A 24,144-nucleotide genomic window follows, 5' to 3' on the forward strand; every position below is an offset into this window, starting at 1 on the left:
TGCTTAAGTGATCCGAATTACTTCAGGATCTTGGCGACGACGCCGGCGCCGACGGTACGACCGCCTTCACGGATGGCGAAACGCAGACCTTCTTCCATGGCGATCGGAGCCAACAGCTTGACCGTCATGGCCACGTTGTCGCCCGGCAGAACCATTTCCTTGTCGGCCGGCAGTTCGATCGTGCCCGTCACGTCCGTCGTGCGGAAGTAGAACTGGGGACGATAGCCTTGGAAGAACGGGGTGTGACGGCCGCCTTCTTCCTTGGACAGGATGTACACCTCGGACGTGAAGTCCGTGTGCGGGGTGATCGAGCCCGGCTTGGCCAGAACTTGGCCGCGCTGGACGTCTTCACGCTTGGTGCCGCGCAGCAGGATGCCCACGTTGTCGCCGGCTTGACCTTGGTCCAGCAGCTTGCGGAACATTTCCACGCCCGTGCAGGTCGTCTTGACCGTCGGAACGATACCGACGATTTCGAGTTCTTCGCCGACCTTGATCACGCCGCGTTCGATACGGCCGGTCACCACGGTGCCGCGACCCGAGATCGAGAACACGTCTTCAACCGGCATCAGGAACGTGCCGTCCACGGCGCGCTCAGGCGTCGGGATGTACGAGTCCAGCGCAGCGGCCAGAGCCATGATGGCTTGCTCGCCCAGTTCGCCCTTGTCGCCTTCCAGCGCCAGCTTGGCCGAACCCTTCACGATCGGGGTGTCGTCGCCCGGGAAGTCGTACTTCGACAGCAGTTCGCGGACTTCCATTTCCACCAGCTCGAGCAGCTCGGCGTCGTCAACCATGTCAGCCTTGTTCAGGAAGACGATGATGTACGGCACGCCAACCTGGCGCGACAGCAGGATGTGTTCGCGGGTTTGCGGCATCGGGCCGTCAGCGGCCGACACGACCAGGATCGCGCCGTCCATTTGCGCGGCGCCCGTGATCATGTTCTTCACATAGTCAGCGTGGCCCGGGCAGTCAACGTGCGCGTAGTGACGCGCTTCCGTTTCGTACTCGACGTGAGCCGTGTTGATCGTGATGCCGCGAGCCTTTTCTTCAGGAGTCGCGTCGATCTGGTCGTAGCCCTTGGCTTCGCCGCCGAACTTGTTCGACAGAACGGTCGTGATGGCCGCCGTCAGGGTGGTCTTGCCGTGGTCAACGTGGCCGATGGTGCCGACGTTCACGTGCGGCTTGGTGCGTTCAAACTTGCCTTTTGCCATGATCTCTATCCTTTGACTTTCAAGGAAATTTCGATATTTGCCGCGCCGCCTTTTGGGCGGACGCGGCGAGGGTTATTTACTTGGCCCGAGCGGCGATGACTTCGTCAGCGACGTTCTTGGGAGCTTCGGAGTAATGCTTGAATTCCATCGTGTACGTGGCACGACCTTGCGTCAGCGAACGCAGGTTCGTGGCGTAACCGAACATCTCGGCCAGCGGAACTTCGGCCTTGATGGTCTTGCCGCCGCCAACCATGTCGTCCATGCCCTGAACCATGCCGCGACGCGAGGACAGATCGCCCATCACGGTGCCAGCGTAGTCTTCAGGCGTTTCGACTTCAACGGCCATCATCGGTTCCAGCAGCACGGGGCTGGCCTTGCGCAGACCTTCCTTGAATGCCATGGAGCCGGCCATCTTGAACGCGTTTTCGTTCGAGTCCACGTCGTGGTACGAACCGAAGAACAGCGTGACCTTGACGTCGACGATCGGGTAGCCAGCCAACACGCCCGAAGGCAGCGTTTCCTGGATGCCCTTGTCCACCGCAGGGATGTACTCGCGAGGAACCACGCCGCCCTTGATGGCGTCCACGAATTCGTAGCCACCGCCAGGAGCCAACGGCTCGACCTTCAGAACCACGTGACCGTACTGGCCGCGACCGCCCGACTGCTTGACGAACTTGCCTTCAACTTCGTCGCAGGTCTTGCGGATGGTTTCGCGGTAAGCCACTTGCGGCTTGCCGACGTTCGCTTCCACGCCGAATTCGCGCTTCATGCGGTCAACCAGAATTTCCAGGTGCAGTTCGCCCATGCCGGAAATGATGGTCTGGCCGGATTCTTCGTCGCTGCGCACGCGGAACGACGGATCTTCCTGCGCCAGGCGCGACAGCGCCAGGCCCATCTTTTCCTGGTCAGCCTTGGACTTGGGTTCCACGGCCTGCGAAATCACGGGCTCGGGGAACTCCATGCGCTCCAGCGTCACGTGCGAATCGACATCGCACAGCGTTTCGCCGGTGGTCACGTCCTTCAGGCCCACGACGGCGGCGATGTCGCCAGCCAGAACTTCCTTGATTTCCTCGCGGTTGTTCGCGTGCATCTGCAGAATGCGGCCGATACGCTCCTTCTTGCCCTTGATCGGGTTGAACACGGTGTCGCCCGACTTCAGGACGCCCGAGTACACGCGGACAAAGGTCAATTGGCCGACGAACGGGTCGGTCATCAGCTTGAACGCCAGCGACGAGAACTTCTCGCCGTCGTCGGCTTGACGCAGGACTTCGTTGCCGTTGTCATCGGTGCCTTCGACCGGCGGAATATCCACAGGCGACGGCAGGTAGTCGATGACGGCGTCGAGCATGCGCTGCACGCCCTTGTTCTTGAAGGCGGTGCCGCACAGCATCGGCTGGATTTCGCCGGCGATGGTGCGCTGACGGATGGCCAGGTTGATCTCGGCTTCTTCCAGCGAACCGGTCTCGAGGTACTTGTTCATCAGTTCCTCGGACGACTCGGCGGCAGCTTCGACCAGCTTTTCGCGCCATTCTTCAGCCGCGCCTTGCAGTTCGGCCGGAATGTCTTCGTAGTCGAACTTGATGCCTTGGCTGGCTTCGTCCCAGATGATCGCCTTCATCTTGACCAGGTCGATCACGCCCTTGAACGTGTCTTCGGCGCCGATGGGGATCACGACGGGGACGGGGTTCGCGCGCAGGCGGTTCTTCAGCTGGTCATAGACCTTGAAGAAGTTGGCACCGGTGCGGTCCATCTTGTTGACGAAGGCCAGACGCGGCACGCCGTACTTGTTGGCTTGGCGCCACACGGTTTCGGACTGGGGCTGAACACCGCCCACCGCGCAGTAGACCATGCAAGCACCGTCCAGGACGCGCATGGAACGTTCCACCTCAATGGTGAAGTCCACGTGTCCCGGGGTGTCGATGATGTTGATGCGGTGTTCGGGATAGTTCTTGGCCATGCCACGCCAAAACGCCGTCGTAGCAGCCGACGTAATGGTGATGCCACGCTCTTGCTCTTGTTCCATCCAGTCCATGGTGGCTGCGCCATCATGCACTTCGCCAATCTTGTGATTGACGCCGGTGTAGAACAGGATACGTTCGGTCGTGGTGGTTTTCCCTGCATCGATGTGCGCAGAGATACCAATGTTGCGATAGCGCTCGATCGGGGTTTTGCGGGCCATGGTGGGTTAGTCCTTAAATTACCAGCGGAAATGGCTGAAGGCCTTGTTGGCCTCTGCCATCTTGTGCGTGTCTTCGCGCTTCTTCATCGCGGCGCCACGACCTTCGGAGGCGTCGATCAGTTCGCCAGCAAGACGCAGATCCATCGACTTCTCGCCACGCTTCTTGGCGGCTTCACGGAGCCAACGCATAGCCAGGGCCAGGCGGCGCACGGGGCGCACTTCAACCGGCACTTGGTAGTTGGCACCGCCAACGCGGCGGCTCTTCACTTCGACGATCGGCTTGATGTTGTTGATCGCCAGGCTGAAAACTTCGATCGGCTCCTTGCCGGTCTTGGTTTGCACTTGCTCGAGGGCACCGTAGACGATGCGCTCGGCGACGGCCTTCTTGCCGTCCAGCATGACGACGTTCATGAACTTGGCGAGTTCGACGCTGCCGAACTTGGGATCGGGCAGAATCTCGCGCTTGGGTACTTCGCGACGACGGGGCATTGTTGCTTCCTTGTGTCTGTTCAGTTGAACCGTGTTTCATTACACGGCCATGGCCGTCCATGGAGACGACCCCTTACGTGCCGCGCACATTCCCATCATCTGGATGGCGCGGTCGCACTTCCCTAGTGACGGACTTCCGCCACGCGGGGGTACTGCTGACTCGTTATTAAGCCTTCTTCGGGCGCTTGGCGCCGTACTTCGAGCGGGCTTGCTTACGATCCTTGACGCCTTGCAGGTCGAGGGAACCGCGCACGATGTGATAACGCACACCGGGCAAGTCCTTCACACGACCGCCACGCACCAGAACCACCGAGTGCTCTTGCAGGTTGTGGCCTTCACCGCCGATGTACGAAATGACTTCGTAACCGTTGGTCAGACGCACTTTGGCAACCTTACGCAGAGCGGAGTTCGGCTTCTTGGGGGTGGTGGTGTACACGCGAGTGCACACGCCGCGGCGTTGCGGGCAGTTTTCGAGCGCGGGGCTCTTGCTTTTGATGATGCTGACTTCGCGCGGCTTGCGCACGAGTTGGCTAATGGTAGGCATGACCTTTGAAATCCCTTTTACGTACCACTGGGTAAGTACTTACGTACTCGTCTCCTCAAGCAGTGAACTTTCGGAGAAGGCAGTTCGCGCAAAACCGCCTCAAACGTTCGTATACGTAAAAGAGCGGGCTTGCCAACAAACTATGACAAAACGCACAAAGCTGGATGCCGTGGAGCGACGACGCCGGAAAGACCCGATGCCGCGAAGCCGTGTGGTTTGGAAGACGAAAGGCTCGTGACGCACCCCGTTCCCAGACACCGTACTTCTGAGCCCTACCGCGGCCAGTTTTTGCGCGCGAAATAAAGCAGTAAGCCCTTTAGCATAACTGAGATAAAGGCTTGCTGTCAAAGAAAATTGTAAGTCAGGCGACGTGGCATATTGCCGGCAGAAGAACGCCAGTTCGGCGGCGCTCGCGGAAATTAGGGCCACATACACCAAAAAGCGGAACCGAAAACCGGGGCCACTGAGCGCGGCCGACTGCGGGAAAACGATAGCAGACTTTCCGGCGGCGGCCGGCGCCTGGCGCGGCGGCCAGTGTACCCGCCCGCGCTACTGGTCGGCGAACAGGTAGCCGCTGCCGTAGACCGTGCGTATCGGCAACATCACTCCGGCCAGCTCGGCCTTGCGGCGCAAGCGGCTGACGATCACGTCGATGCTGCGCGAACCGCTGGCGCGCACCGAACCGCCCTCGACCTGCAGCTCGTCACCCAGCTCGGTGCGGCCCACGGCCTTGCCCGCGACTTCCAGCAACGAGCGCACGATCAGGCGTTCATTGGCGGACAGGGAGATGGTCGCCCCCGAGGGCGCCGCCAGAGTCCAGCCCTGGTCGCGCAGTTCCCACTGTCCGTTCTGGGCGGCCTCGCCCACGGACGCCGCTTCCTGCCCCGCGGGCAGGCGACGGGCCAGGGACAACAGGATGCAGGCCAGTTCGCGCGGATCCTGCGGATCTGGCAGACAGGCGTCCGCGCCGCTTTGCAGGCAGCGCAGGCGGCTATCCACCGACATGCCGCGCCCCGTGACCACGATGCCCATCGACGACGAGCCGTGCAGACGCGCCACCAGGGCGTAGCCGATTTCGCCCAAGGTCCCGACATCCAGGACCACGACGTCATAGCCGCCGCCGTTGAGCAATCCAAACAATTCGAGAGACGTCGAGCAACCGCGTGCAGAAATACCAGCTTGCAACAATGCGGACACGGCAATGCCGCGAGCGGCCTCGTCCGGTGACATCATAAGTATGCGCAATTGATTCATATCTGTTCCATCCGACCAACAACCTCGACCGGCTCCGCCCTCGCCATACTGAGGGAGGGGGAGAACGATTGAGACAGTGTGGCGCGTTGTTACGCAACAACTCCAGTCAAGATTCGTCAACTTTGCAATGTTTGACAGTTCTTGCCATAACGTAGCCAGCCGGGGCCTCTCCCGAGTTATCATTCGTTTACACCTATATATTCCTTTCTCATCTTGCAGTAGGGCGCCATAGCGCGCGCTTGCGTAGCAAACCTTCGCGAGAACACGTCTGATGAAAATCGCGTCGCTGGAAGACGACCTGGATCAAGCACGCCGCATCCAGCAAGTTCTGACCACTGCCGGATACGACTGCACCAGTTATCAGCAAAGCCGCGATCTGCTGGCCGCGCTGCGCACTGAGCATTTCGACCTGGTGCTGCTGGACTGGCATCTGCCCGACATCGATGGTGATGATGTGGTGCGGTGGCTGCGTGCCAATATCGGTCCGCGCATCCCAGTCATCTTCCTGACCAATCGGTCCAGCGAGGACGATCTGGTGGAAGGCCTGCGCGCCGGCGCGGACGACTACATCGTCAAACCGTTGCGCCCCCTGGAGCTGCTGGCGCGGGTGGCGGCCTTGCTGCGCCGCAGCCAGATCGCCGAACCTGCGGACGATGCCTTCGACGTGGCGCGTTATCGCATCGAGCCCGCCGCCCGCAGCATCACACTGGATTCCGCGGTTGTGCCGCTCGCCCCCAAGGAATTCGAACTGGCGCTGCTGTTTTTCCGCAATGTCGGCCGCCTCATGTCCCGCGACGTGCTGGCCGAATGCGTATGGAACCGGGAAATTCCGGCCACCTCGCGCACCCTGGACACTCATTTGTCGAACATCCGGCAAAAGCTCCAGCTGCGTCCGGAAAATGGCGTGCGCCTCACGTCTTCCTATGCGCTGGGCTACCGGCTCGAGCTGATCAGCTCGCCGGAAGACATCGCAGTCAATCCGCAGTAAGCGCCTGCGCGCATCCCTGGAGAAACGAGAGTCATGAGCCGCTGCCGCGCGCTTTCTTTGCTTGGCCTGATTTCCTGCCTCACGCTGATGGCGCCGGCGCACAGCCAGCCCGCCGGCGCGCTGGGGGATGATTTCATCTACCGCATCCGCCAAGGCGATACGCTGATCGACCTGGCGACCCGCTATACGCACAAGCCGGCCAACTGGAACCAGTTGCAGACCCTGAACAAGGTCGTCACGCCCGAAGCCCTGCCCATCGGGCTGGAGTTGCGCATTCCCCTGTCCATGATTCCCGTGCGGCCCGCCGATGCCCGTGTCGTGCACGTCAGCGGCCAGGCGAACGTCGACGGCAAGGCCCTGCGGGCTGGCGACACCGTGGCCGAAGGCAGTACGGTCGGCACCGCCGCCAACGGCTTCGTGACGCTGGAGCTGGCCGATGGTTCCAAGCTGACGCTGCCGGCTGGCGGTTCGGTCGAGCTGACGCGCCTGCGCCAGTTCGAAGGCACCGCGCTGACGGATTCCGTCGTCCAGGTGCAAAAGGGCGGCGTGGAATCGTCCGTGGCACCTGCGGGACAAGGCGTGGGCCGTTTCGAAATCCGCACGCCGGTCGCAGTCACCGGCGTACGCGGCACGCGCTTCCGCGTGCAAAGCGGCGCACAAGGCGTGCACAGCGAAGTGCTGGAAGGCAGCGTGCGGCTGCAGCCCCACGCCCCCGGATCGGCTCCGGCCAAGCCCGTGGCGGTGGCCACGGGCTACGGCGCGGCGGTCGGCTCGGACGGCGTGGTCTCGGGCATGCGTGCGCTGCTGGATGCGCCGCAGCTGGGCACGCCCACGCGGGCGGGCGGCGGCGCCTGGACCGCCGACGTCTCGCCCGTGTCCGGCGCACAGAGCTATCTGGTGCGCGTTTCGCGCGATGCCGAAGGCGCGTTGCCGGTATCGTCGACGAGCTTCCCCAGCAACGACATCCGCTTTACGGCGCCCGGTCCCGGCACCTACTACGTGTCGGTGCGCGCAGTGGATGACCTGGGCCTGAACGGGCGCGACGCGATCGCCACCTTCGAGGGCGCGAACATGCTCCTGACCTCCGACGGCTCTGGCGTGGCCAGCGGCACGGGCGGCCTGATCACGCTGACCGATTACTAGAGCCCGCCCCATGGCCGATGCCGATCCGCAGGACCGGACCTCGCGCTCAGGGCTGTGGCTGACTGTGGCTTTGGCGGCGCTTGCCGCCATCCTGGGCGCTTTCAACGGCCTGGGCCGTTTCGACCAGATTCTTTATGACCGCGCCTTGTCGATGACCGGACGCGGTGCCGATCCCGATATCCTGATCGTCGCGATAGACGATGACAGCGTCAAGGCGCTGGGCCACTGGCCCTGGCGGCGCGCGGTCCACGCGGCGCTGCTGGACCGGCTCCAGGGCGCTCGCGCCGTCGCGCTGGACCTGATCTTCGCCGAGCCGGACATGGCCAATCCGAACGACGACCGCATCCTGGCCGACAGCATCCGGCGCCACGGCCGTACCGTCCTGCCGGTCGTGCTGGACCGGCTCGACCGCCCTGCCGCCGTCAACGAACCCATCCCCGGCGTGTCGCAGGCCGCCGCCGCGAAAGGCTTCATCAACGCGCGCATCGACCCCGATGGCGTGGTGCGCGAAGCCACCCTGACCGCGCGGCTTGGAGACCGCCGCTGGAACCATCTGGCCTTGGCCATGCTCGACGTCGGCGGCGAACCGGATTCCGCGCAAAAGCTGTTGCAACGTGCCGCGCCTGACGGCAGCATCCTGATTCCCTACGCCGGCCCCACCGCGCATACGCGGACCGTGTCCTACCTGTCCGTGTTGCGTGGAGATCTGTCGCCGGAGGAACTGCGCGACAAGTACGTGCTGGTCGGCGCCTGGGCCACCGGCCTGGGCGACGCCTACCCGACACCGGTTTCGCATGACGTCAGCGGCATGTCGGGGGTGGAGATCATCGCCAACCTGCTGCACGCCGCGCGCGACGACATCGCCTATAGGCTGCCGCCCGCCTGGTGCAACGCGCTGTTTGCGGCGCTGCCCGTGCTGCTGGCCTGCCTGGCCCTGTGGCGGCTGTCGCCCAAGCGGGCCCTGCTGGTCAGCCTGGCGCTGTTCGCCCTCATCCTGCTGACCGCGCTGCTGCTGCTGGCCTACGCCTATGTGTGGTTCGCGCCCGCTGCGGCGCTGCTGGGCGTGACGCTGTGCTATCCGCTCTGGAGCTGGCGCAGCCAGGAGGCCGCGCTGCGCTACATGGACAACGAACTGCGCCGCCTGCAGCGCGAGTACCCGCAGGTGCTGAACGAGGCCGGCGCCCAGGGCGCGGGACCCAGCGTGTCGCTGGAGAGCCGCGTCGGGGAGCTGCGCCGGGCGCTGGCCCGCGTGCGCAACCTGCGCCGCTTCCTCGCTGACGGCCTGGACGGCATGCCGGACGCCACGCTGGTTTTCGATCAGGACGGCCGCATGCAATTCCGCAACCAGGCTGCTGTCATGTATTTCCAGCGGCTGGGCATGCGCCCTCCCCGCGTCGGCCGTCCGGCCGCGCACCTGCTCGAGAAGACCATCTCCGATCCCGCCACCCGCCAACGCGTCGCCGAAGCGCTCAGCGGCCAAGGCCCGGTCGCCGCGTCATCGCCCTGGAGCGCCGACCTGGAAATACGCGACCACGCCGGGCGCGACCTGATCCTGAAATGCGCCCCCATCCATACCGCCGAAGGCAACTTCGCCGGCACCGTCACCACGCTGACGGACATCTCGCGCATCCGCCAGGCGGAACGCCAACGCGAGGAAACCCTGCGCTTCATCTCGCACGACATGCGCGCGCCCCAAAGCTCGATCCTCGCGCTGGTCGAAATGAAACAGGAAAGCGGTTCGACCGAAGGCCAGGGTGAAACCCTGGGCCGCATCGCCGCGCTGGCCAACCGCACGCTGCGCCTGGTCGACGATTTCGTGCACCTCACGCGCGCCGAGTCGATGACGATCAGCGCGGTGGAGCTGGATCTGGGTAGCCTGCTGCAGGACGCCGTGGACGAATTCTGGGCCTCGGCACAGAAACGCGGCATCGAACTCACCCTCGCGCTACCGCTGCCCGGCGCCTACGTCCGCGGCGATCAGACCCTGCTCATGCGCACGCTGTGCAATCTGATCGACAACGCCATCAAATACAGCCCGGCGGACACGCGGATCGAATGCGGCATCGACGAGGAACCTGGCTTCTGGCGCGTCAACATCCGCGATCAGGGACAGGGTATCGCAGCGCAGGACCTGGCCCGCTTGTTCGAGCCGTTCTCGCGCGTGGGTGTGGAAACCCGCGGCGATGTTGGCGGCGCGGGCCTGGGCCTGGCATTCGTGCGCACGGTGGCCGAACGCCACGGTGGATCGGTCGAGGTCAGCAGCGAGCTGGGCGTGGGTTCGGTCTTCACGCTGCGCCTGCCGATGGCGCCGGAGGAAATGCCCGCGGCGTAGCCGCGGCGTTCCCTATTGGAAGACGTGCGAGATCACGGCGGGCTTACCCGCCTTGACCTCCAGCGTCATGCGGTAGGGCGGCAGATCGGCGTTGCGCAGCACCACCTGGTACTTGCCGGGAATCAGCCGCAGTTCCTTGACCGGCGGACTGATGCCACGCGCCACGCCATTGATCCAGACCTCGCCCCATGGGCGGATGTCCAATCGCACCTGCACGGGAACCGGTTTGGGTTTGGGAGCCTCTTCGGCCACGGCGGGAGTCTCCGCCGGCGCGGTCGCGGGTGAAGTTGGCGCAGTCCCAGACGCCTCGGCAGGCAGCGCCGGCTGAGCCGGAGTGTCACCCTGAGCTGGCGCGCTTCCCGCGACTGGGGGTTGAGGCGCGGATTCCTGCGGGGTTCGAACCTCGGGCAGCGATGGCGGCGCCACAGACGTGGCGCCCGGCGCCGATGGCGGCGGCAGGGGATGCACCGCCGGCGGGTTCGGCTGGACCACTTCGGACCGGGTGATCAGCGCATTGGGCGCGCCCATGCCAGACTCGAACCAGGCATATACGCCCGCGCCGATCAACGCCACGATGAGCAGCAGCACCAGCAGCGGATGGCGCCCGCGGGCGGGTTGATGCACTGCGGCAGCAGCCGCCGGCGCCGCGCGCGAAGCCGGTGCCGGAATCACCGGATCCGGCGCCGTTTCGACCTGCGCGGCGATGCCCAGCATGCCGGCCAGATCGGCCAGCGTCTGCGGGCGGTCGGCGGGCGCCATGGCCAGGCCGGCGTCGATCACTGACAGGAAGTGCGGGCTGTATTTCGGCAAACCCAGGGACGCGAGCGGTTCGTAGCTATCTTCAGCCCGGCGTTCGGGCGCCGGGACGGGCTTGCTGCCAATGATCAGGGCGTGCATCACCGCGCACAAGGCGTAGATATCGCTCCAAGGGCCGCGCGGCCATTCCATCGAATCCGTGTAGAGTTCGAACGGCGCAAACCCCGGGGTCGGCGTGCGGGTGGCGCGGCGCGACCGCGCCACGACTAGTTCGGGCACCAGATGGGCACGGGCGTTTTCGTCCATGCCCACCGTGTCCAGCGAAATATCGCCGCAGATTTCACCTTGGGCATGCAGCGCCATCAAGGATGGCAGCAGATCGGACAAAAGCCGCTTGATGCGGGTTTCCGGCACGCCCCCCGCCGTGCTGGCGGCGATGGCGCTCAGCGGACGCAGTGCAAGCGGCGCGGCGCCGGAAAAAGGGCCACGCGGCGTCAGGAGGCCGGCGGAAGAAGACATGATCGGGACTGCGCTGTCGCGCGACAGCTGAATTAACTATGGAATAAGGCGAATATTATCCAATCCGCACCGCAAGGACATTGCCGAAAATGTCCGAGCGCATCAGGCTGTGGCACGATAGCGTACCGCTAAACCTCTCTACACCTTTGGAAGCCATGAAAATTCGCGTTCTGAGTAGTCTGCTCGGCTTATCGGCCCTGCTGGCGGGCTGCGCCGGCGTCTCATCCCAAAAGCCGGAAGCGCCTCCCACCGCGGAAGCCCTGGACCAGCTGCAGCAGGTACGCGACAAATATAGCGCCGGCCGCTACGGAGAAGTCATCCGCGGCGTCGCCACCTCCGACGCCCTGGCCACTTCCACCAAGGCCGTACGCATCGAGGCCTACAAGCTGCAGGCGTTCAGCTACTGCGTGAGCAAGTATCCGCGGCTGTGCGAAGACAGTTTCGCCCGCATTCTGGCCCTGGACCCCGCCTTTGAACTGGCGCCCAACGAAGCCGGCCATCCGGTCTGGGGACCCGTCTTCCGGCACGCGCAGGCACAGGTTCCAAAGTAACTTCCCCTGCGCCAGACAAAAAAAAGGCCGCTGATTTGCATCAGCGGCCTTTTTGATTCCGGGCATGCCGCGCCGGACTGCGCGCGGCATCCCTGCCGGGTGTTTCCGCTTATTCGGCGGAATCCTCGGCGCCCAGGTCGGAAGCCGGCGTTTCCGCATCCGAGCCCACCGTGACCGGCGAGTCTTCGAACGGGTTGGCCAGCTGGCGGGCGGCTTCGCGTTCCGCAGCCTCCAGCGCTTCCTTGTCCCTGCGGGCATGGTGGTAAGCCAGGCCGGTACCGGCCGGGATCAGGCGGCCGACGATGACGTTTTCCTTCAAGCCGCGCAGGTCGTCGCGCTTGCCCATGATGGCGGCTTCGGTCAGGACCCGGGTGGTTTCCTGGAACGAAGCGGCCGAGATGAACGAGTCGGTCGACAGCGAGGCCTTGGTGATACCCAGCAGCACGTTGTCGTAGCTGGCCGGACGGCGGTCTTCAGCCGTGACGCGGTCGTTCTCGTTCAACAGCTCGGAGCGCTCGACCTGCTCGCCCGGGATGAACTCGGTATCGCCGGCGTCGACGATGTTCACGCGGCGCAGCATCTGGCGGACGATCACTTCAATATGCTTGTCGTTGATCTTCACGCCCTGCAGACGGTACACGTCCTGCACTTCGTCGACGATGTACGTCGCCAGCTTCTCGATGCCTTGCAGGCGCAGGATGTCGTGGGGATCGGCCGGGCCGTCCACGATCATTTCGCCCTTGTTCACCACTTGGCCGTCGTGCACCAGAACCTGCTTTTCCTTCGGAATCAGGAACTCGTGGCTCACGCCTTCCAGGTCGGTGATGACCAGACGCTGCTTGCCCTTGGTGTCCTTGCCGAACGAGACCGTGCCGGTGACGTCGGCGAGCATGCCGGCATCCTTCGGCGAACGGGCTTCGAACAGCTCGGCCACGCGCGGCAGACCGCCGGTAATGTCGCGGGTCTTTTGCGATTCTTGCGGAATACGCGCCAGAACTTCACCCACGGCAACCTGCTGGCCGTCACGCACCGTGATCAGCGCGCCCACCGGGAACGAGATGTTCACCGAGTGATCGGTGCCGGCGATCTTAACGTCTTCGCCGTTCTCGTTGACCAGCTTGATCTGCGGACGCATGACGATCTTGCCGCCACGGGTCTTCGGCGTGATGACGACGAGCGTCGACAGGCCGGTGACTTCGTCCACCTGCTTGGCAACGGTCACGCCTTCTTCGATGTTCTCGAAGCGGACGGCGCCGCCGTATTCCGACACGATCGGACGGGTCAGCGGATCCCACGTCGCCAGACGCGCGCCAGCCTTCACGGCTTCGCCATCGCCAACCAGCACGGTCGCGCCGTACGGGATCTTGTGGCGTTCGCGTTCGCGGCCGTTGTCGTCGAAGATCGCCAGTTCGCCGGAGCGCGAGATCGCCACGCGTTCGCCCTTGGCGTTGGTGACGTAGCGCATCGTGCTGGCAAAGCCGACGGTACCGCTGGACTTGGTTTCCACCGCGCTGGCCAGGGCCGAACGCGACGCCGCGCCACCGATGTGGAACGTACGCATCGTCAGCTGCGTGCCCGGTTCACCGATGGACTGAGCGGCGATGACGCCAACCGCTTCGCCCTGGTTGACCGGCGAGCCGCGGCCGAGGTCGCGGCCGTAGCAGTGCGCGCACAGACCGTGGCGCGTTTCGCAAGTCAGCGGCGTGCGGACCTTGACTTCGTCCACGCCGATGCGGTCGATGGTGTCGACCATGTCTTCGTCCAGCAGGGTGCCGGCGACGATGGCCGTTTCCTGCGTGTCCGGGTTGACGATATCAACGGCAGCCACACGACCCAGGATGCGATCGCGCAACGGTTCAATGACTTCACCGCCTTCGACCAGGGCCTTCATGTTGTAGCCCTGCGAGGTGCCGCAATCGTCCTCGGTAATCACCAAGTCTTGCGTCACGTCGACCAGACGACGAGTCAGGTAACCCGAGTTGGCGGTCTTCAGTGCCGTATCGGCCAGACCCTTACGCGCGCCGTGAGTCGAGATGAAGTACTGGAGTACGTTCAGGCCTTCACGGAAGTTCGCGGTAATCGGCGTTTCGATAATCGAGCCGTCCGGCTTGGCCATCAGGCCGCGCATACCGGCCAGCTGGCGGATCTGGGCGGCCGAACCGCGGGCGCCCGAGTCAGCCATCATGTAGATGGAGTTGAACGATTCCTGGCGCACTTCTTCGCCGTGACGGTTGATCACGGGCTCGGTGGCCAGTTGTTCCATCATCGCCTTGCCGACCTTGTCGCCGGCCTTGCCCCAGATGTCCACCACGTTGTTGTAGCGTTCCTGGGACGTGACCAGACCCGACGAGTACTGCTTGTCGATTTCCTTCACTTCGCGGCTGGCTTCGGCCAGGATGCCTTCCTTGGCGGTCGGGATCAGCATGTCGCCCATGGCGATGGAGATACCGCCGCGCGTGGCCAGGCGGAAGCCCGACTGCATCAGCTTGTCAGCGAAGATCACCGTGTCGCGCAGGCCGCAGCGGCGGAACGACTGGTTGATCAGGCGCGAGATTTCCTTCTTCTTCAGCGCCTTGTTCAGCACCGTGAAGGGCAGGCCCTTGGGCAGGATTTCGGACAGCAGCGCGCGGCCGACCGTCGTCTCGTGACGGCGGATCACCGGCTGCCATTCGCCGTTCTCATCGCGCTCGTGTTCCTTCAGGCGCACGGTGATGCGCGACTGCAGTTCGACTTCGCCGTTGTCGTAGGCGCGCTGCACTTCAGCGACGTCGGTGAAGAAGATGCCTTCGCCGCGGCCGTTGATGCGCTCGCGCGTCGTGTAGTACAGACCCAGCACGATGTCCTGGGACGGCACGATCGACGGTTCGCCGTTGGCCGGGAACAGCACGTTGTTGGAGGCCAGCATCAGCGTGCGCGCTTCCAGCTGGGCTTCCAGCGACAGCGGCACGTGCACGGCCATCTGGTCACCGTCGAAGTCTGCGTTGAACGCCGCGCAAACCAGCGGGTGCAGCTGGATGGCCTTGCCTTCGATCAGGACCGGCTCGAACGCCTGGATGCCCAAACGGTGCAGCGTGGGCGCACGGTTCAGCATGACCGGGTGTTCGCGGATGACTTCTTCCAGGATGTCCCAGACCACCGGTTCCTGGCTTTCCACCAGCTTCTTGGCAGCCTTGATGGTCGTGGCCAGGCCCATCATCTCCAGACGATTGAAGATGAACGGCTTGAACAGTTCCAGGGCCATCAGCTTGGGCAGGCCGCACTGATGCAGCTTGAGCTGCGGACCCACCACGATGACCGAACGGCCCGAGTAGTCGACGCGCTTGCCCAGCAGGTTCTGACGGAAACGACCGCTCTTGCCCTTGATCATGTCGGCCAGGGACTTGAGCTGGCGCTTGTTGGCGCCCGTCATGGCCTTGCCGCGGCGACCGTTGTCCAGCAGCGAGTCGACGGCTTCCTGCAGCATCCGCTTTTCGTTGCGCAGGATGATTTCCGGAGCCTTCAGCTCCAGCAGGCGCTTCAAGCGGTTGTTGCGGTTGATGACGCGGCGGTACAGGTCGTTCAGGTCGGAGGTCGCGAAGCGGCCGCCGTCCAGCGGCACCAGCGGACGCAGGTCCGGCGGCAGCACGGGCAGCACTTCCATGACCATCCACTCGGCCTTGATGCCGGACTTCTGGAAGCCTTCCAGCACCTTCAGGCGCTTGGAGATCTTCTTGATCTTGGCTTCCGAGCTGGTGGCCTTCAGTTCGCCGCGCAGCGTTTCCACTTCGCGGTCGATGTCGATGGTGCGCAGCAGTTCGCGCACGGCTTCCGCGCCCATCAGGGCACGGAAGTCGTCGCCGTACTCTTCGGTCTTGGCGAGGAAATCGTCATCCGACATGATCTGGCCGCGCTTGAGCGGCGTCATGCCGGGTTCGATCACGCACCAGGCTTCGAAGTACAGCACGCGTTCGATGTCGCGCAGGGTCATGTCGAGCACCATGCCCAGACGCGACGGCAGGCTCTTCAGGAACCAGATGTGCGCGACGGGGCTGGCCAGCTCGATGTGGCCCATGCGTTCACGGCGAACCTTGGCGACGGTGACTTCCACGCCGCACTTTTCGCAGATCACGCCACGATGCTTCAGGCGCTTGTACTTACCGCACAAGCACTCGTAGTCTTTGATCGGGCCAAAGATCTTGGAGCAGAACAGGCCGTCGCGCTCGGGCTTGAACGTACGGTAGTTGATGGTCTCGGGCTTGCGAACTTCGCCGTAGGACCACGAACGGATCTTCTCGGGCGAGGCGATGCCGATCTTGATGGCATCGAACTGCTCGTCTTGCGAGACTTGCTTAAAGAGGTCGAGTAGCGCTTTCATTAGTTACGCTCCAAATCCATGTCCAGGGCCAACGAGCGGATTTCCTTGACCAGCACGTTGAACGATTCCGGCATGCCGGCGTCGATGACGTGATCGCCCTTGACGATGTTTTCGTATACCTTGGTACGGCCGGTGATGTCGTCGGACTTCACCGTCAGCATTTCCTGCAGGGTGTAGGCGGCGCCGTATGCTTCCAGCGCCCACACTTCCATTTCCCCGAAACGCTGACCGCCGAACTGCGCCTTGCCGCCCAGAGGCTGCTGGGTAACCAGCGAGTACGGGCCGGTCGAACGCGCGTGCATCTTGTCGTCGACCAAGTGGTGCAGCTTCAGGTAGTGCATGTAGCCGACCGTGACGGGGCGCTCGAACTGCTCGCCGGTGCGGCCGTCGTACAGCCACGCCTGCGTACGCGAAGGCGTCAGCGCCATGCGCTTGGCGACGTCGTCCGGATAGGCCAGTTCCAGCATCGTGGTGATTTCCTCTTCGGTCGCGCCGTCGAAGACGGGCGTCGCGAACGGCACGCCGTTCTTGAGGTTCTGGGCCATTTCCATGACTTCTTCGTCGGTCAGCTCGTCGATGCGCGCGCCGGTGCCGGTCGTGTTGTAGACCTTGTCCAGATAGGCGCGGACGTTCTTGACCTGCGCAGTGCGCTCGTCGCGCAGCATGTCGGCGATGCGATGGCCCACGCCCTTGGCAGCCCAGCCCAAGTGCACTTCCAGCACCTGGCCGACGTTCATCCGCGAGGGCACGCCCAGCGGGTTCAGAACGATGTCGGCCGGCGTGCCGTCAGCCATGTGCGGCATGTCTTCCACCGGGGTGATGCGCGAGACCACACCCTTGTTGCCGTGACGGCCTGCCATCTTGTCGCCAGGCTGCAGACGACGCTTCACGGCCAGGTAGACCTTGATCATCTTCAGCACGCCCGGGGGCAGCTCGTCGCCTTGCGTCAGCTTCTTGCGCTTTTCTTCGAAAGCCAGGTCGAACTGGTGGCGCTTCTGCTCCAGCGATTCCTTGGCCTGCTCCAGCACGACGGCATGCGGCTCGTCGGCCAGGCGGATGTCGAACCACTGCCAGCGGTCCAGATCAGCCAGGTATGCCTTGGTGATCGTGGCGCCCTTGGCCAGCTTGCGCGGGCCGCCGTTGACGGTCTTGTTGACCAGCATCTTTTCGATACGGTCGAACTGGTCGTTTTCAACGATGCGCAGCTGGTCGTTCAGGTCCTGGCGATAGCGGCGCAGTTCATCGTCGATGATGGACTGGGCGCGCTTGTCGCGCACGATGCCTTCGCGCGTGAACACTTGCACGTCGATCACGGTGCCGGTCATGCCCGAGGGCACGCGCAGCGAGGTGTCCTTAACGTCGGACGCCTTTTCACCGAAGATGGCGCGCAGCAGCTTTTCTTCGGGCGTCAGCTGGGTTTCGCCCTTGGGCGTGACCTTGCCGACCAGCACGTCGTCGGCGCTGACTTCGGCGCCGATGTACGTGATGCCCGAATCGTCCAGGCGGTTCAGTTGCGTCTCGGCCAGGTTGCTGATGTCGCGCGTGATTTCTTCCGGACCCAGCTTGGTATCGCGAGCAACGACCGTCAGTTCCTCGATGTGGACCGAGGTGTAGCGGTCATCGGCAACAACCTTTTCGGAGATCAGGATCGAGTCTTCGAAGTTGTAGCCGTTCCAGGGCATGAACGCGATCAGCATGTTCTGACCCAGGGCGAGTTCGCCCAGGTCGGTCGATGCGCCGTCAGCCAGCACGTCACCCTTGGCGACCTTGTCGCCACGCTTGACGATGGGACGCTGGTTGATGTTCGTGTTCTGGTTGGAACGGGTGTACTTGATCAGGTTGTAGATGTCGACGCCGACTTCGCCAGCGACGTTTTCTTCATCGTTCACGCGGATCACGACGCGCTCGGCGTCGACGTGGTCGACCAGGCCGCCACGCAGGGCTTGCACGGTCGTACCCGAGTCAACGGCCACGGTGCGCTCGATGCCCGTACCCACGACCGGCTTTTCCGGACGCAGGCAAGGCACGGCCTGGCGTTGCATGTTGGCGCCCATCAGCGCGCGGTTCGCGTCGTCGTGTTCCAGGAACGGAATCAGCGAGGCGGCGACCGACACGATCTGCGACGGGGCAACGTCCATGTAGTGCACGTTGGCCGGGGCGGTCAGCATGGTTTCGCCAGCTTCGCGGCAAGCCACCAGGTCGTCCACGAAACGGCCTTCCTCGTCCAGCGCGGCGTTGGCCTGCGCGATGACGTAGTGGCTTTCTTCGATGGCCGACAGGTAGTCGATCTGCTCGCTGACCTTGCCGTCAATGATCTTGCGGTAAGGCGTTTCCAGGAAGCCGTACTCGTTCAGGCGAGCGTACAGCGCCATGGAGTTGATCAGGCCGATGTTCGGGCCTTCCGGCGTTTCGATCGGGCACACGCGGCCGTAGTGGGTCGGGTGCACGTCGCGGACTTCGAAGCCGGCGCGCTCGCGGGTCAGACCGCCCGGGCCCAGTGCGGAAACGCGACGCTTGTGCGTGATTTCCGACAGCGGGTTGGTTTGGTCCATGAACTGCGACAGCTGGCTCGAACCGAAGAACTCCTTGATGGCAGCCGAGATCGGCTTGGAGTTGATCAGGTCGTGCGGCATCAGGTTTTCCGTCTCGGCCTGGCCCAGACGTTCCTTGACGGCGCGCTCGACGCGCACCAGGCCGGCGCGGAACTGGTTCTCGGCCAGTTCGCCGACGCAACGCACGCGGCGGTTGCCCAGGTGATCGATGTCGTCGATCTGGCCACGGCCGTTACGCAGCTCGACCAGCACCTTGATGGTTTCAAGGATGTCTTCGTTGGTCAGCGTCATCGGACCCGTGATGTCTTCACCACGGCCCAGACGGCTGTTGACCTTCATGCGGCCGACGCGCGACAGATCGTACGTTTCTTCGCTGTAGAACAGACGCTGGAACAGCGCTTCCACCGCTTCTTCGGTGGGCGGTTCGCCAGGACGCATCATGCGGTAGATGGCAACTCGCGCGGCCATCTGGTCGGCGGTTTCATCGGTGCGCAGCGTTTGCGAGATGTACGGGCCGCGGTCCAGGTCGTTCGTGTAGAGGGCCTGGATGTCGTGCACGTTGGCGGCGCGCAGGGCGCCCAGCACGCTTTCCGTGATCTCGTCGTTGGCGTTGGCGATGACTTCGCCGGTGTCCGGGTCGACGATGTTCTTGGCCAGCACGCGGCCGTACAGGAAGTCTTCCGGCACGGAGATGCGCTGGATGCCGCCGGCAGCCAGGTCGCGCAGATGCTTGGCGTTGATGCGCTTGTCTTTTTCGACAATGACCTTGCCGCTGCGGTCGCTGATGTCGAAACGGGCCATTTCGCCCTTCCAACGCTCAGGCACGAATTCCATCATCGCGCCTTCGCTCTTCAATTCGAAGTTGTCGAAGTCGAAGAAGTTGGCCAGGATCGATTCCGGCGTCATGCCGATGGCCTTGCACAGAATCGTGACGGGCATCTTGCGGCGACGGTCGACGCGGAAGAACAGGACGTCCTTCGGATCGAATTCGAAGTCCAGCCACGAGCCGCGGTAAGGAATCACGCGGGCCGAGAACAGGAGCTTGCCGGAGCTGTGGGTCTTGCCGCGGTCGTGCTCGAAGAACACGCCAGGCGAGCGGTGCAGCTGCGAAACGATGACACGCTCGGTGCCGTTGATGACGAAGGAACCCGTGCCCGTCATGAGCGGAATTTCGCCCATGTAGACTTCCTGTTCCTTCACTTCCTTCACGGTGGGCTTGCTGACTTCGCGGTCAAGCAGCACCAGGCGGACCTTGGCTCGCAGGGGCGAGGCATAGGTCAGGCCACGTTGCTGACATTCCTTGACATCGAACACCGGTTCGCCGAGCACATAGCTCACGAACTCCAAGCGCGCCATACCGTTGTGACTAACGATCGGGAAAATCGACGAGAACGCCGCCTGCAAACCGTCGGCTACGCGATCGGACGGGGCGGTATCCGCCTGCAGGAAAGTTAGGTAGGATTGAAGCTGTGTCGCCAACAGGAAGGGAACGTTTTGAACGTCTTCACGCTTGGCGAAGCTTTTGCGGATGCGCTTTTTTTCGGTGTACGAGTAAGGCATGAGCACTCCGACTCGAGGTTGCATGGGCCGTCAACCACGGCCCCAGGTGATACGACTCCAGGAAACCCCCCTGTAAAGGGCATACCCCCAGTAGGGGTTTCCTGGAAACGCAAAAGCCCGGGGACTGCAAACTGCGCTGTCCCCGGGCAAATTGACGCAGGTCTTACTTGACTTCGACCTTGGCGCCAGCTTCTTCCAGCTTCTTCTTGGCGGCTTCGGCGTCAGCCTTGGCCACAGCTTCCTTGACGGGCTTCGGAGCGCCGTCGACCAGGTCCTTGGCTTCCTTCAGACCCAGACCGGTCAGCTCGCGCACGGCCTTGATGACGCTGACCTTGTTGGCGCCGGCGTCGGTCAGGACGACGGTGAACTCGGTTTGCTCTTCAGCGGCGGCGGCAGCGCCACCAGCGGCGGGAGCAGCGACAGCGACAGCGGCGGCAGCAGCCGACACGCCGAACTTCTCTTCCATTTCCTTGATCAGCTCGGACAGCTCGAGCACGGTCATGCCAGCGATGGCGTCAAGGATTTCAGCTTTGTTAAGTGCCATTTTTCAGAACTCCAAATAATTTGGTAATGCCAGGGTTTGGGTGTCGCTCGGTCGTTCAGCGAATTCCGTGAAGGCAGGCGATTAAGCCGCAGCCTTCTGGTCGCGCACGGCGGCGAGGCCACGGGCGAACTTGGTCGGAACTTCGTTGAGCGTACGCACGAATTGCGCGATGGGGGCTTGCATGGTGCCCAGCAGCTTCGACAGCAACTCTTCGCGCGAGGGCATGGTGGCCAGGGCCTTCACGCCGTCTTGGTTCAGCAGGCTGTTGGGCAGAGCGCCCGCCTTGATGACCAGCTTGTCGTTGCTTTTCGCGAAACCTGCGAGGACCTTGGCCGCCGAAACCGGATCAGCGCTGATGCCATAGATCAGCGGACCGGTCAGTTGCTCAGCCAACGGCTCGAAAGCCGTGCCGGCAACAGCACGACGGGCCAGCGAGTTCTTCAGAACACGCAGATACACGCCCGATTCACGCGCAGTTTTGCGCAGTACGGTGACAGAGGCGACGTCCAGACCACGGTACTCAGCGATAACAATCGATTGGGCCTTGGCGACTTCCGCCGAGACTTCCTCGATCACCACCGCTTTCTCTTGACGATTGAGACTCACGGTTTGAACACTCCATCAAAAGACGCCTGGGGCCTGAGCCTTGCGCGTCAACCGAATGCGGCGCCTGGTCGAGTTCTTCGTGTAAAGAAATCTTCCTGGGGACGCCGTCTACGCTGGATCCGAACCTTACGGGCTTCGGTATTAAGCGGAGGGGTCCGGTACTGCTTGAACCACCCTGCTCCAGCGGTCTTTGACAGCAACATCCGGAGGAATCCGGATGCAGCCCAAAGTACGTTTACAGCTATCGGCTTAGTTGGCCGACAGCGAGGCAATTTCCACGCGCGCACCGCCGCCCATCGTGGACGAAACGGCCAGCTTGCGCAGGTAAATGCCCTTGGCAGCTGCGGGACGAGCCTTTTGCAGGGCGTCGACCAGAGCGGCCAGGTTGGTTTGCAGCTGTTCCACGCCGAACGACGCGCGGCCGATCGTTGCGTGGATAATGCCAGCCTTGTCGGTGCGGTACTGAACCTGACCGGCCTTGGCGTTCTTGACAGCGGTAGCGACGTCCGGGGTCACGGTGCCGACCTTCGGGTTCGGCATCAGGCCACGGGGACCCAGGATCTGACCCAGGGCACCCACGACACGCATCGTGTCGGGCGAGGCGATGACCACGTCGAAGTCCATTTGACCGGCCTTGATCTGGTCAGCCAGGTCGTCCAGACCGACGATGTCGGCGCCAGCGGCCTTGGCGGCTTCAGCCTTGTCGCCTTGGGCGAACACGGCCACGCGGACCGACTTGCCGGTGCCGGCGGGCAGAACGACCGAGCCGCGAACCAGTTGGTCCGACTTCTTCGGGTCGATGCCGAGTTGCACGGCCACGTCAATGGATTCATTGAACTTGGCGACGGCGGTTTCCTTGACCAGGGTCAGGGCTTCAGCGACCGGGTACAGCTTGGTGCGGTCGATCTTCTGCGCAATGGCGGCGGCGCGCTTGGACAGTTTTGCCATGATTAGATCCCCTCAACCGTGATGCCCATGCTGCGGGCGCTGCCAGCGATCGTACGCACGGCGGCGTCCAGATCAGCGGCGGTCAGATCGGGGCCCTTGGCCTTGGCGATCTCTTCAGCTTGAGCGCGGGTCAGCGTGCCGACCTTGTCGGTATGCGGCTTGGACGAACCCTTTTGCACGCCGGCGGCCTTCTTGATGAGGACCGTCGCGGGCGGGGTCTTCATGATGAAGGTGAAGCTCTTGTCGGCGAAGGCGGTGATCACCACCGGAATCGGCAGACCAGGCTCCATGCCTTGGGTCTTGGCGTTGAACGCCTTGCAGAATTCCATGATGTTCAGGCCACGCTGACCCAGGGCCGGGCCAATCGGGGGGGAGGGGTTAGCCTTACCAGCCGGCACTTGCAGCTTGATAAAGCCGACGATCTTCTTCGCCATGCTTTGCTCCTTGCGGGTTATATCGCTCCTGGGCGTTCAGGCCTGGGAGCTCCCCGGGGGTTGAAATTAGGTCTTTTCGACCTGACTGAAATCGAGTTCGACGGGCGTGGCGCGACCAAAAATGGTGACAGACACGCGAACCTTGCTCTTTTCGTAATTGACTTCTTCGACGTTGCCGTTGAAGTCTGCAAACGGACCTTCCTTGACCCGAACCATCTCGCCCACTTCGAACAGGATCTTGGGGCGGGGTTTCTCGACGCCCTCTTCCATCTGGGAGAGGATCTTCTCGACTTCCTTTTCGGAAATCGGGGTCGGACGGTTGCCCGAGCCACCCAAAAAGCCGGTGACGCGGTTGGTGTTCTTGACCAGGTGCCACGTTTCGTCGGTCAAGTCCATTTCAACCAGGACATAACCGGGGAAAATGCGGCGCTCGGTGATCGACTTCTGGCCACCCTTGACCTCGACGACTTCCTCGGAGGGCACAAGAATGCGGCCAAAAGACGTTTGCAGGCCCGCGCGCTCGATGCGCTCGTTCAGGGCCTTGTGTACGCTTTTTTCCATGCCGGAGTACACATGGACGACATACCAACGCTTACTCATTCGCCGTCCTTATTTCCAGCCCAACAACAGGCCGTAAAGAATCCATTCGATGCCCTTGTCGAGCACCCACATGAAAAGGCCCATGACCGCCACAAACGCGAAAACGATACCCGTCATCTGGGTCGTTTCCTTGCGCGTGGGCCACGAGACACGCTTGACTTCGTTGTAGGACTCGCTGGCGAAGCTCAGGGTGCGGCGGCCGGGTTCGCTGAACCAGGCGATCACGGCTGCGATCACAAGGCCGCCGACGAATACGCCGATACGTGCAGGCATCGGTTGCGCGCTGAGCACGGAAAACCCGACGATGCCAGCAATAACGACAAGAACCGCCAGCCCGAGCTTCACCCGGTCGGCGGTACTGGTTACGGTTTCTACGCTGGTATTAGACATATTGCGACGCGAGCCGCCGTGAATGCGTAACTCGCGATGATCTCCCGCGGGTTTATCCTGGCGGTGGCAGGGGCAGTAGGAATCGAACCTACAACCTTCGGTTTTGGAGACCGACGCTCTGCCAATTGAGCTATGCCCCTAAAACACTACACTTGCACTACACAGCTGCTTCCGCCTTACATGCAACAACTTG

The 24,144-nt window shown here is 63.1% G+C and carries 18 protein-coding genes and 1 tRNA gene; 4 read left to right on the plus strand and 15 right to left on the minus strand.

From position 1 onward, the window contains the following. Positions 1 to 17 precede the first annotated feature (17 nt). The 5 genes from tuf to IAG39_RS31120 form a co-directional block, all read right to left on the minus strand. The gene (tuf, locus tag IAG39_RS31100; RefSeq protein ID WP_119449751.1) at positions 18 to 1,208 is read right to left on the minus strand and encodes an elongation factor Tu; all 1,191 of its coding nucleotides are present in this window, start codon (positions 1,206 to 1,208) and stop codon (positions 18 to 20) included. A gap of 76 nt (positions 1,209 to 1,284) precedes the next feature. Further along, on the minus strand, positions 1,285 to 3,387 hold the full coding sequence (gene fusA / locus IAG39_RS31105; RefSeq protein ID WP_054459383.1) for an elongation factor G: 2,103 nt from the start codon (positions 3,385 to 3,387) through the stop codon (positions 1,285 to 1,287). Positions 3,388 to 3,405: 18 nt separating this feature from the next. Further along, positions 3,406 to 3,876 carry a 30S ribosomal protein S7 gene (gene rpsG / locus IAG39_RS31110; protein WP_006216561.1) on the minus strand — a complete coding sequence of 157 codons (471 nt, stop codon included), beginning with the start codon at positions 3,874 to 3,876 and terminating at the stop codon, positions 3,406 to 3,408. A 166-nt stretch (positions 3,877 to 4,042) separates the two neighbouring features. Continuing rightward, positions 4,043 to 4,420, minus strand: coding sequence for a 30S ribosomal protein S12 (rpsL, locus tag IAG39_RS31115; RefSeq protein ID WP_005017264.1), 378 nt, complete (start codon positions 4,418 to 4,420; stop codon positions 4,043 to 4,045). Between the two features lie 549 nt (positions 4,421 to 4,969). Further along, positions 4,970 to 5,560: a response regulator transcription factor gene (locus IAG39_RS31120; protein ID WP_373429032.1), complete on the minus strand. Its 591-nt coding sequence runs from the start codon at positions 5,558 to 5,560 to the stop codon at positions 4,970 to 4,972. A gap of 385 nt (positions 5,561 to 5,945) precedes the next feature. Here IAG39_RS31120 and IAG39_RS31125 point away from each other — a divergent pair, with 385 nt between their 5' ends. From IAG39_RS31125 to IAG39_RS31135, 3 genes are read left to right on the plus strand one after another with little or no spacing between them, the layout of a single operon-like run. Next, on the plus strand, positions 5,946 to 6,662 hold the full coding sequence (locus IAG39_RS31125; RefSeq protein ID WP_118934697.1) for a response regulator transcription factor: 717 nt from the start codon (positions 5,946 to 5,948) through the stop codon (positions 6,660 to 6,662). Positions 6,663 to 6,695: 33 nt separating this feature from the next. After that, positions 6,696 to 7,805 (plus strand): FecR domain-containing protein, encoded by a 1,110-nt coding sequence (locus IAG39_RS31130; protein ID WP_059380279.1) that lies wholly within the window; start codon positions 6,696 to 6,698, stop codon positions 7,803 to 7,805. Positions 7,806 to 7,815: 10 nt separating this feature from the next. Further along, positions 7,816 to 10,137, plus strand: coding sequence for a CHASE2 domain-containing protein (locus IAG39_RS31135; protein WP_118934695.1), 2,322 nt, complete (start codon positions 7,816 to 7,818; stop codon positions 10,135 to 10,137). 12 nt (positions 10,138 to 10,149) lie between these two features. Here the strand turns inward: IAG39_RS31135 and IAG39_RS31140 are convergent, their stop codons facing one another. Beyond that, positions 10,150 to 11,412, minus strand: coding sequence for a serine/threonine protein kinase (locus IAG39_RS31140; protein ID WP_118934693.1), 1,263 nt, complete (start codon positions 11,410 to 11,412; stop codon positions 10,150 to 10,152). Between the two features lie 155 nt (positions 11,413 to 11,567). On the opposite strand from IAG39_RS31140, the gene IAG39_RS31145 reads away from it, so the two are divergent. Next, positions 11,568 to 11,963, plus strand: a complete 396-nt coding sequence (locus tag IAG39_RS31145) for a TssQ family T6SS-associated lipoprotein (RefSeq protein ID WP_059380282.1) — start codon at positions 11,568 to 11,570, stop codon at positions 11,961 to 11,963. Positions 11,964 to 12,072: 109 nt separating this feature from the next. Here IAG39_RS31145 and rpoC read toward each other — a convergent pair whose 3' ends face one another. The 9 genes from rpoC to IAG39_RS31190 all read right to left on the minus strand — a co-directional run bounded on the left by rpoC (position 12,073) and on the right by IAG39_RS31190 (position 24,091). Then, positions 12,073 to 16,317 carry a DNA-directed RNA polymerase subunit beta' gene (gene rpoC, locus IAG39_RS31150; protein ID WP_059380283.1) on the minus strand — a complete coding sequence of 1,415 codons (4,245 nt, stop codon included), beginning with the start codon at positions 16,315 to 16,317 and terminating at the stop codon, positions 12,073 to 12,075. Continuing rightward, the gene (gene rpoB / locus IAG39_RS31155; protein ID WP_059380284.1) at positions 16,317 to 20,429 is read right to left on the minus strand and encodes a DNA-directed RNA polymerase subunit beta; all 4,113 of its coding nucleotides are present in this window, start codon (positions 20,427 to 20,429) and stop codon (positions 16,317 to 16,319) included. The genes rpoC and rpoB overlap by 1 nt, the downstream gene beginning before the upstream one ends. Before the next feature lie 163 nt (positions 20,430 to 20,592). Then, the gene (gene rplL / locus IAG39_RS31160) at positions 20,593 to 20,973 is read right to left on the minus strand and encodes a 50S ribosomal protein L7/L12 (RefSeq protein ID WP_042795892.1); all 381 of its coding nucleotides are present in this window, start codon (positions 20,971 to 20,973) and stop codon (positions 20,593 to 20,595) included. 81 nt (positions 20,974 to 21,054) lie between these two features. Further along, positions 21,055 to 21,579 (minus strand): 50S ribosomal protein L10, encoded by a 525-nt coding sequence (rplJ, locus tag IAG39_RS31165; protein ID WP_013397032.1) that lies wholly within the window; start codon positions 21,577 to 21,579, stop codon positions 21,055 to 21,057. 249 nt (positions 21,580 to 21,828) lie between these two features. After that, positions 21,829 to 22,527, minus strand: coding sequence for a 50S ribosomal protein L1 (gene rplA / locus IAG39_RS31170; protein WP_054459364.1), 699 nt, complete (start codon positions 22,525 to 22,527; stop codon positions 21,829 to 21,831). 2 nt (positions 22,528 to 22,529) lie between these two features. Next, entirely contained in the window at positions 22,530 to 22,961 is a 432-nt protein-coding gene (gene rplK, locus IAG39_RS31175; protein WP_006389587.1) for a 50S ribosomal protein L11, read from the minus strand. A 66-nt stretch (positions 22,962 to 23,027) separates the two neighbouring features. Continuing rightward, positions 23,028 to 23,561 (minus strand): transcription termination/antitermination protein NusG, encoded by a 534-nt coding sequence (gene nusG / locus IAG39_RS31180; RefSeq protein ID WP_006389586.1) that lies wholly within the window; start codon positions 23,559 to 23,561, stop codon positions 23,028 to 23,030. A 9-nt stretch (positions 23,562 to 23,570) separates the two neighbouring features. Next, positions 23,571 to 23,951, minus strand: coding sequence for a preprotein translocase subunit SecE (gene secE / locus IAG39_RS31185; RefSeq protein ID WP_054459362.1), 381 nt, complete (start codon positions 23,949 to 23,951; stop codon positions 23,571 to 23,573). 64 nt (positions 23,952 to 24,015) lie between these two features. Next, positions 24,016 to 24,091: transfer RNA gene (locus tag IAG39_RS31190), tRNA-Trp, on the minus strand. Positions 24,092 to 24,144 lie beyond the last annotated feature (53 nt).

Source organism: Achromobacter xylosoxidans (assembly GCF_014490035.1).
In the GTDB taxonomy this organism is placed as follows: domain Bacteria; phylum Pseudomonadota; class Gammaproteobacteria; order Burkholderiales; family Burkholderiaceae_B; genus Achromobacter; species Achromobacter bronchisepticus_A.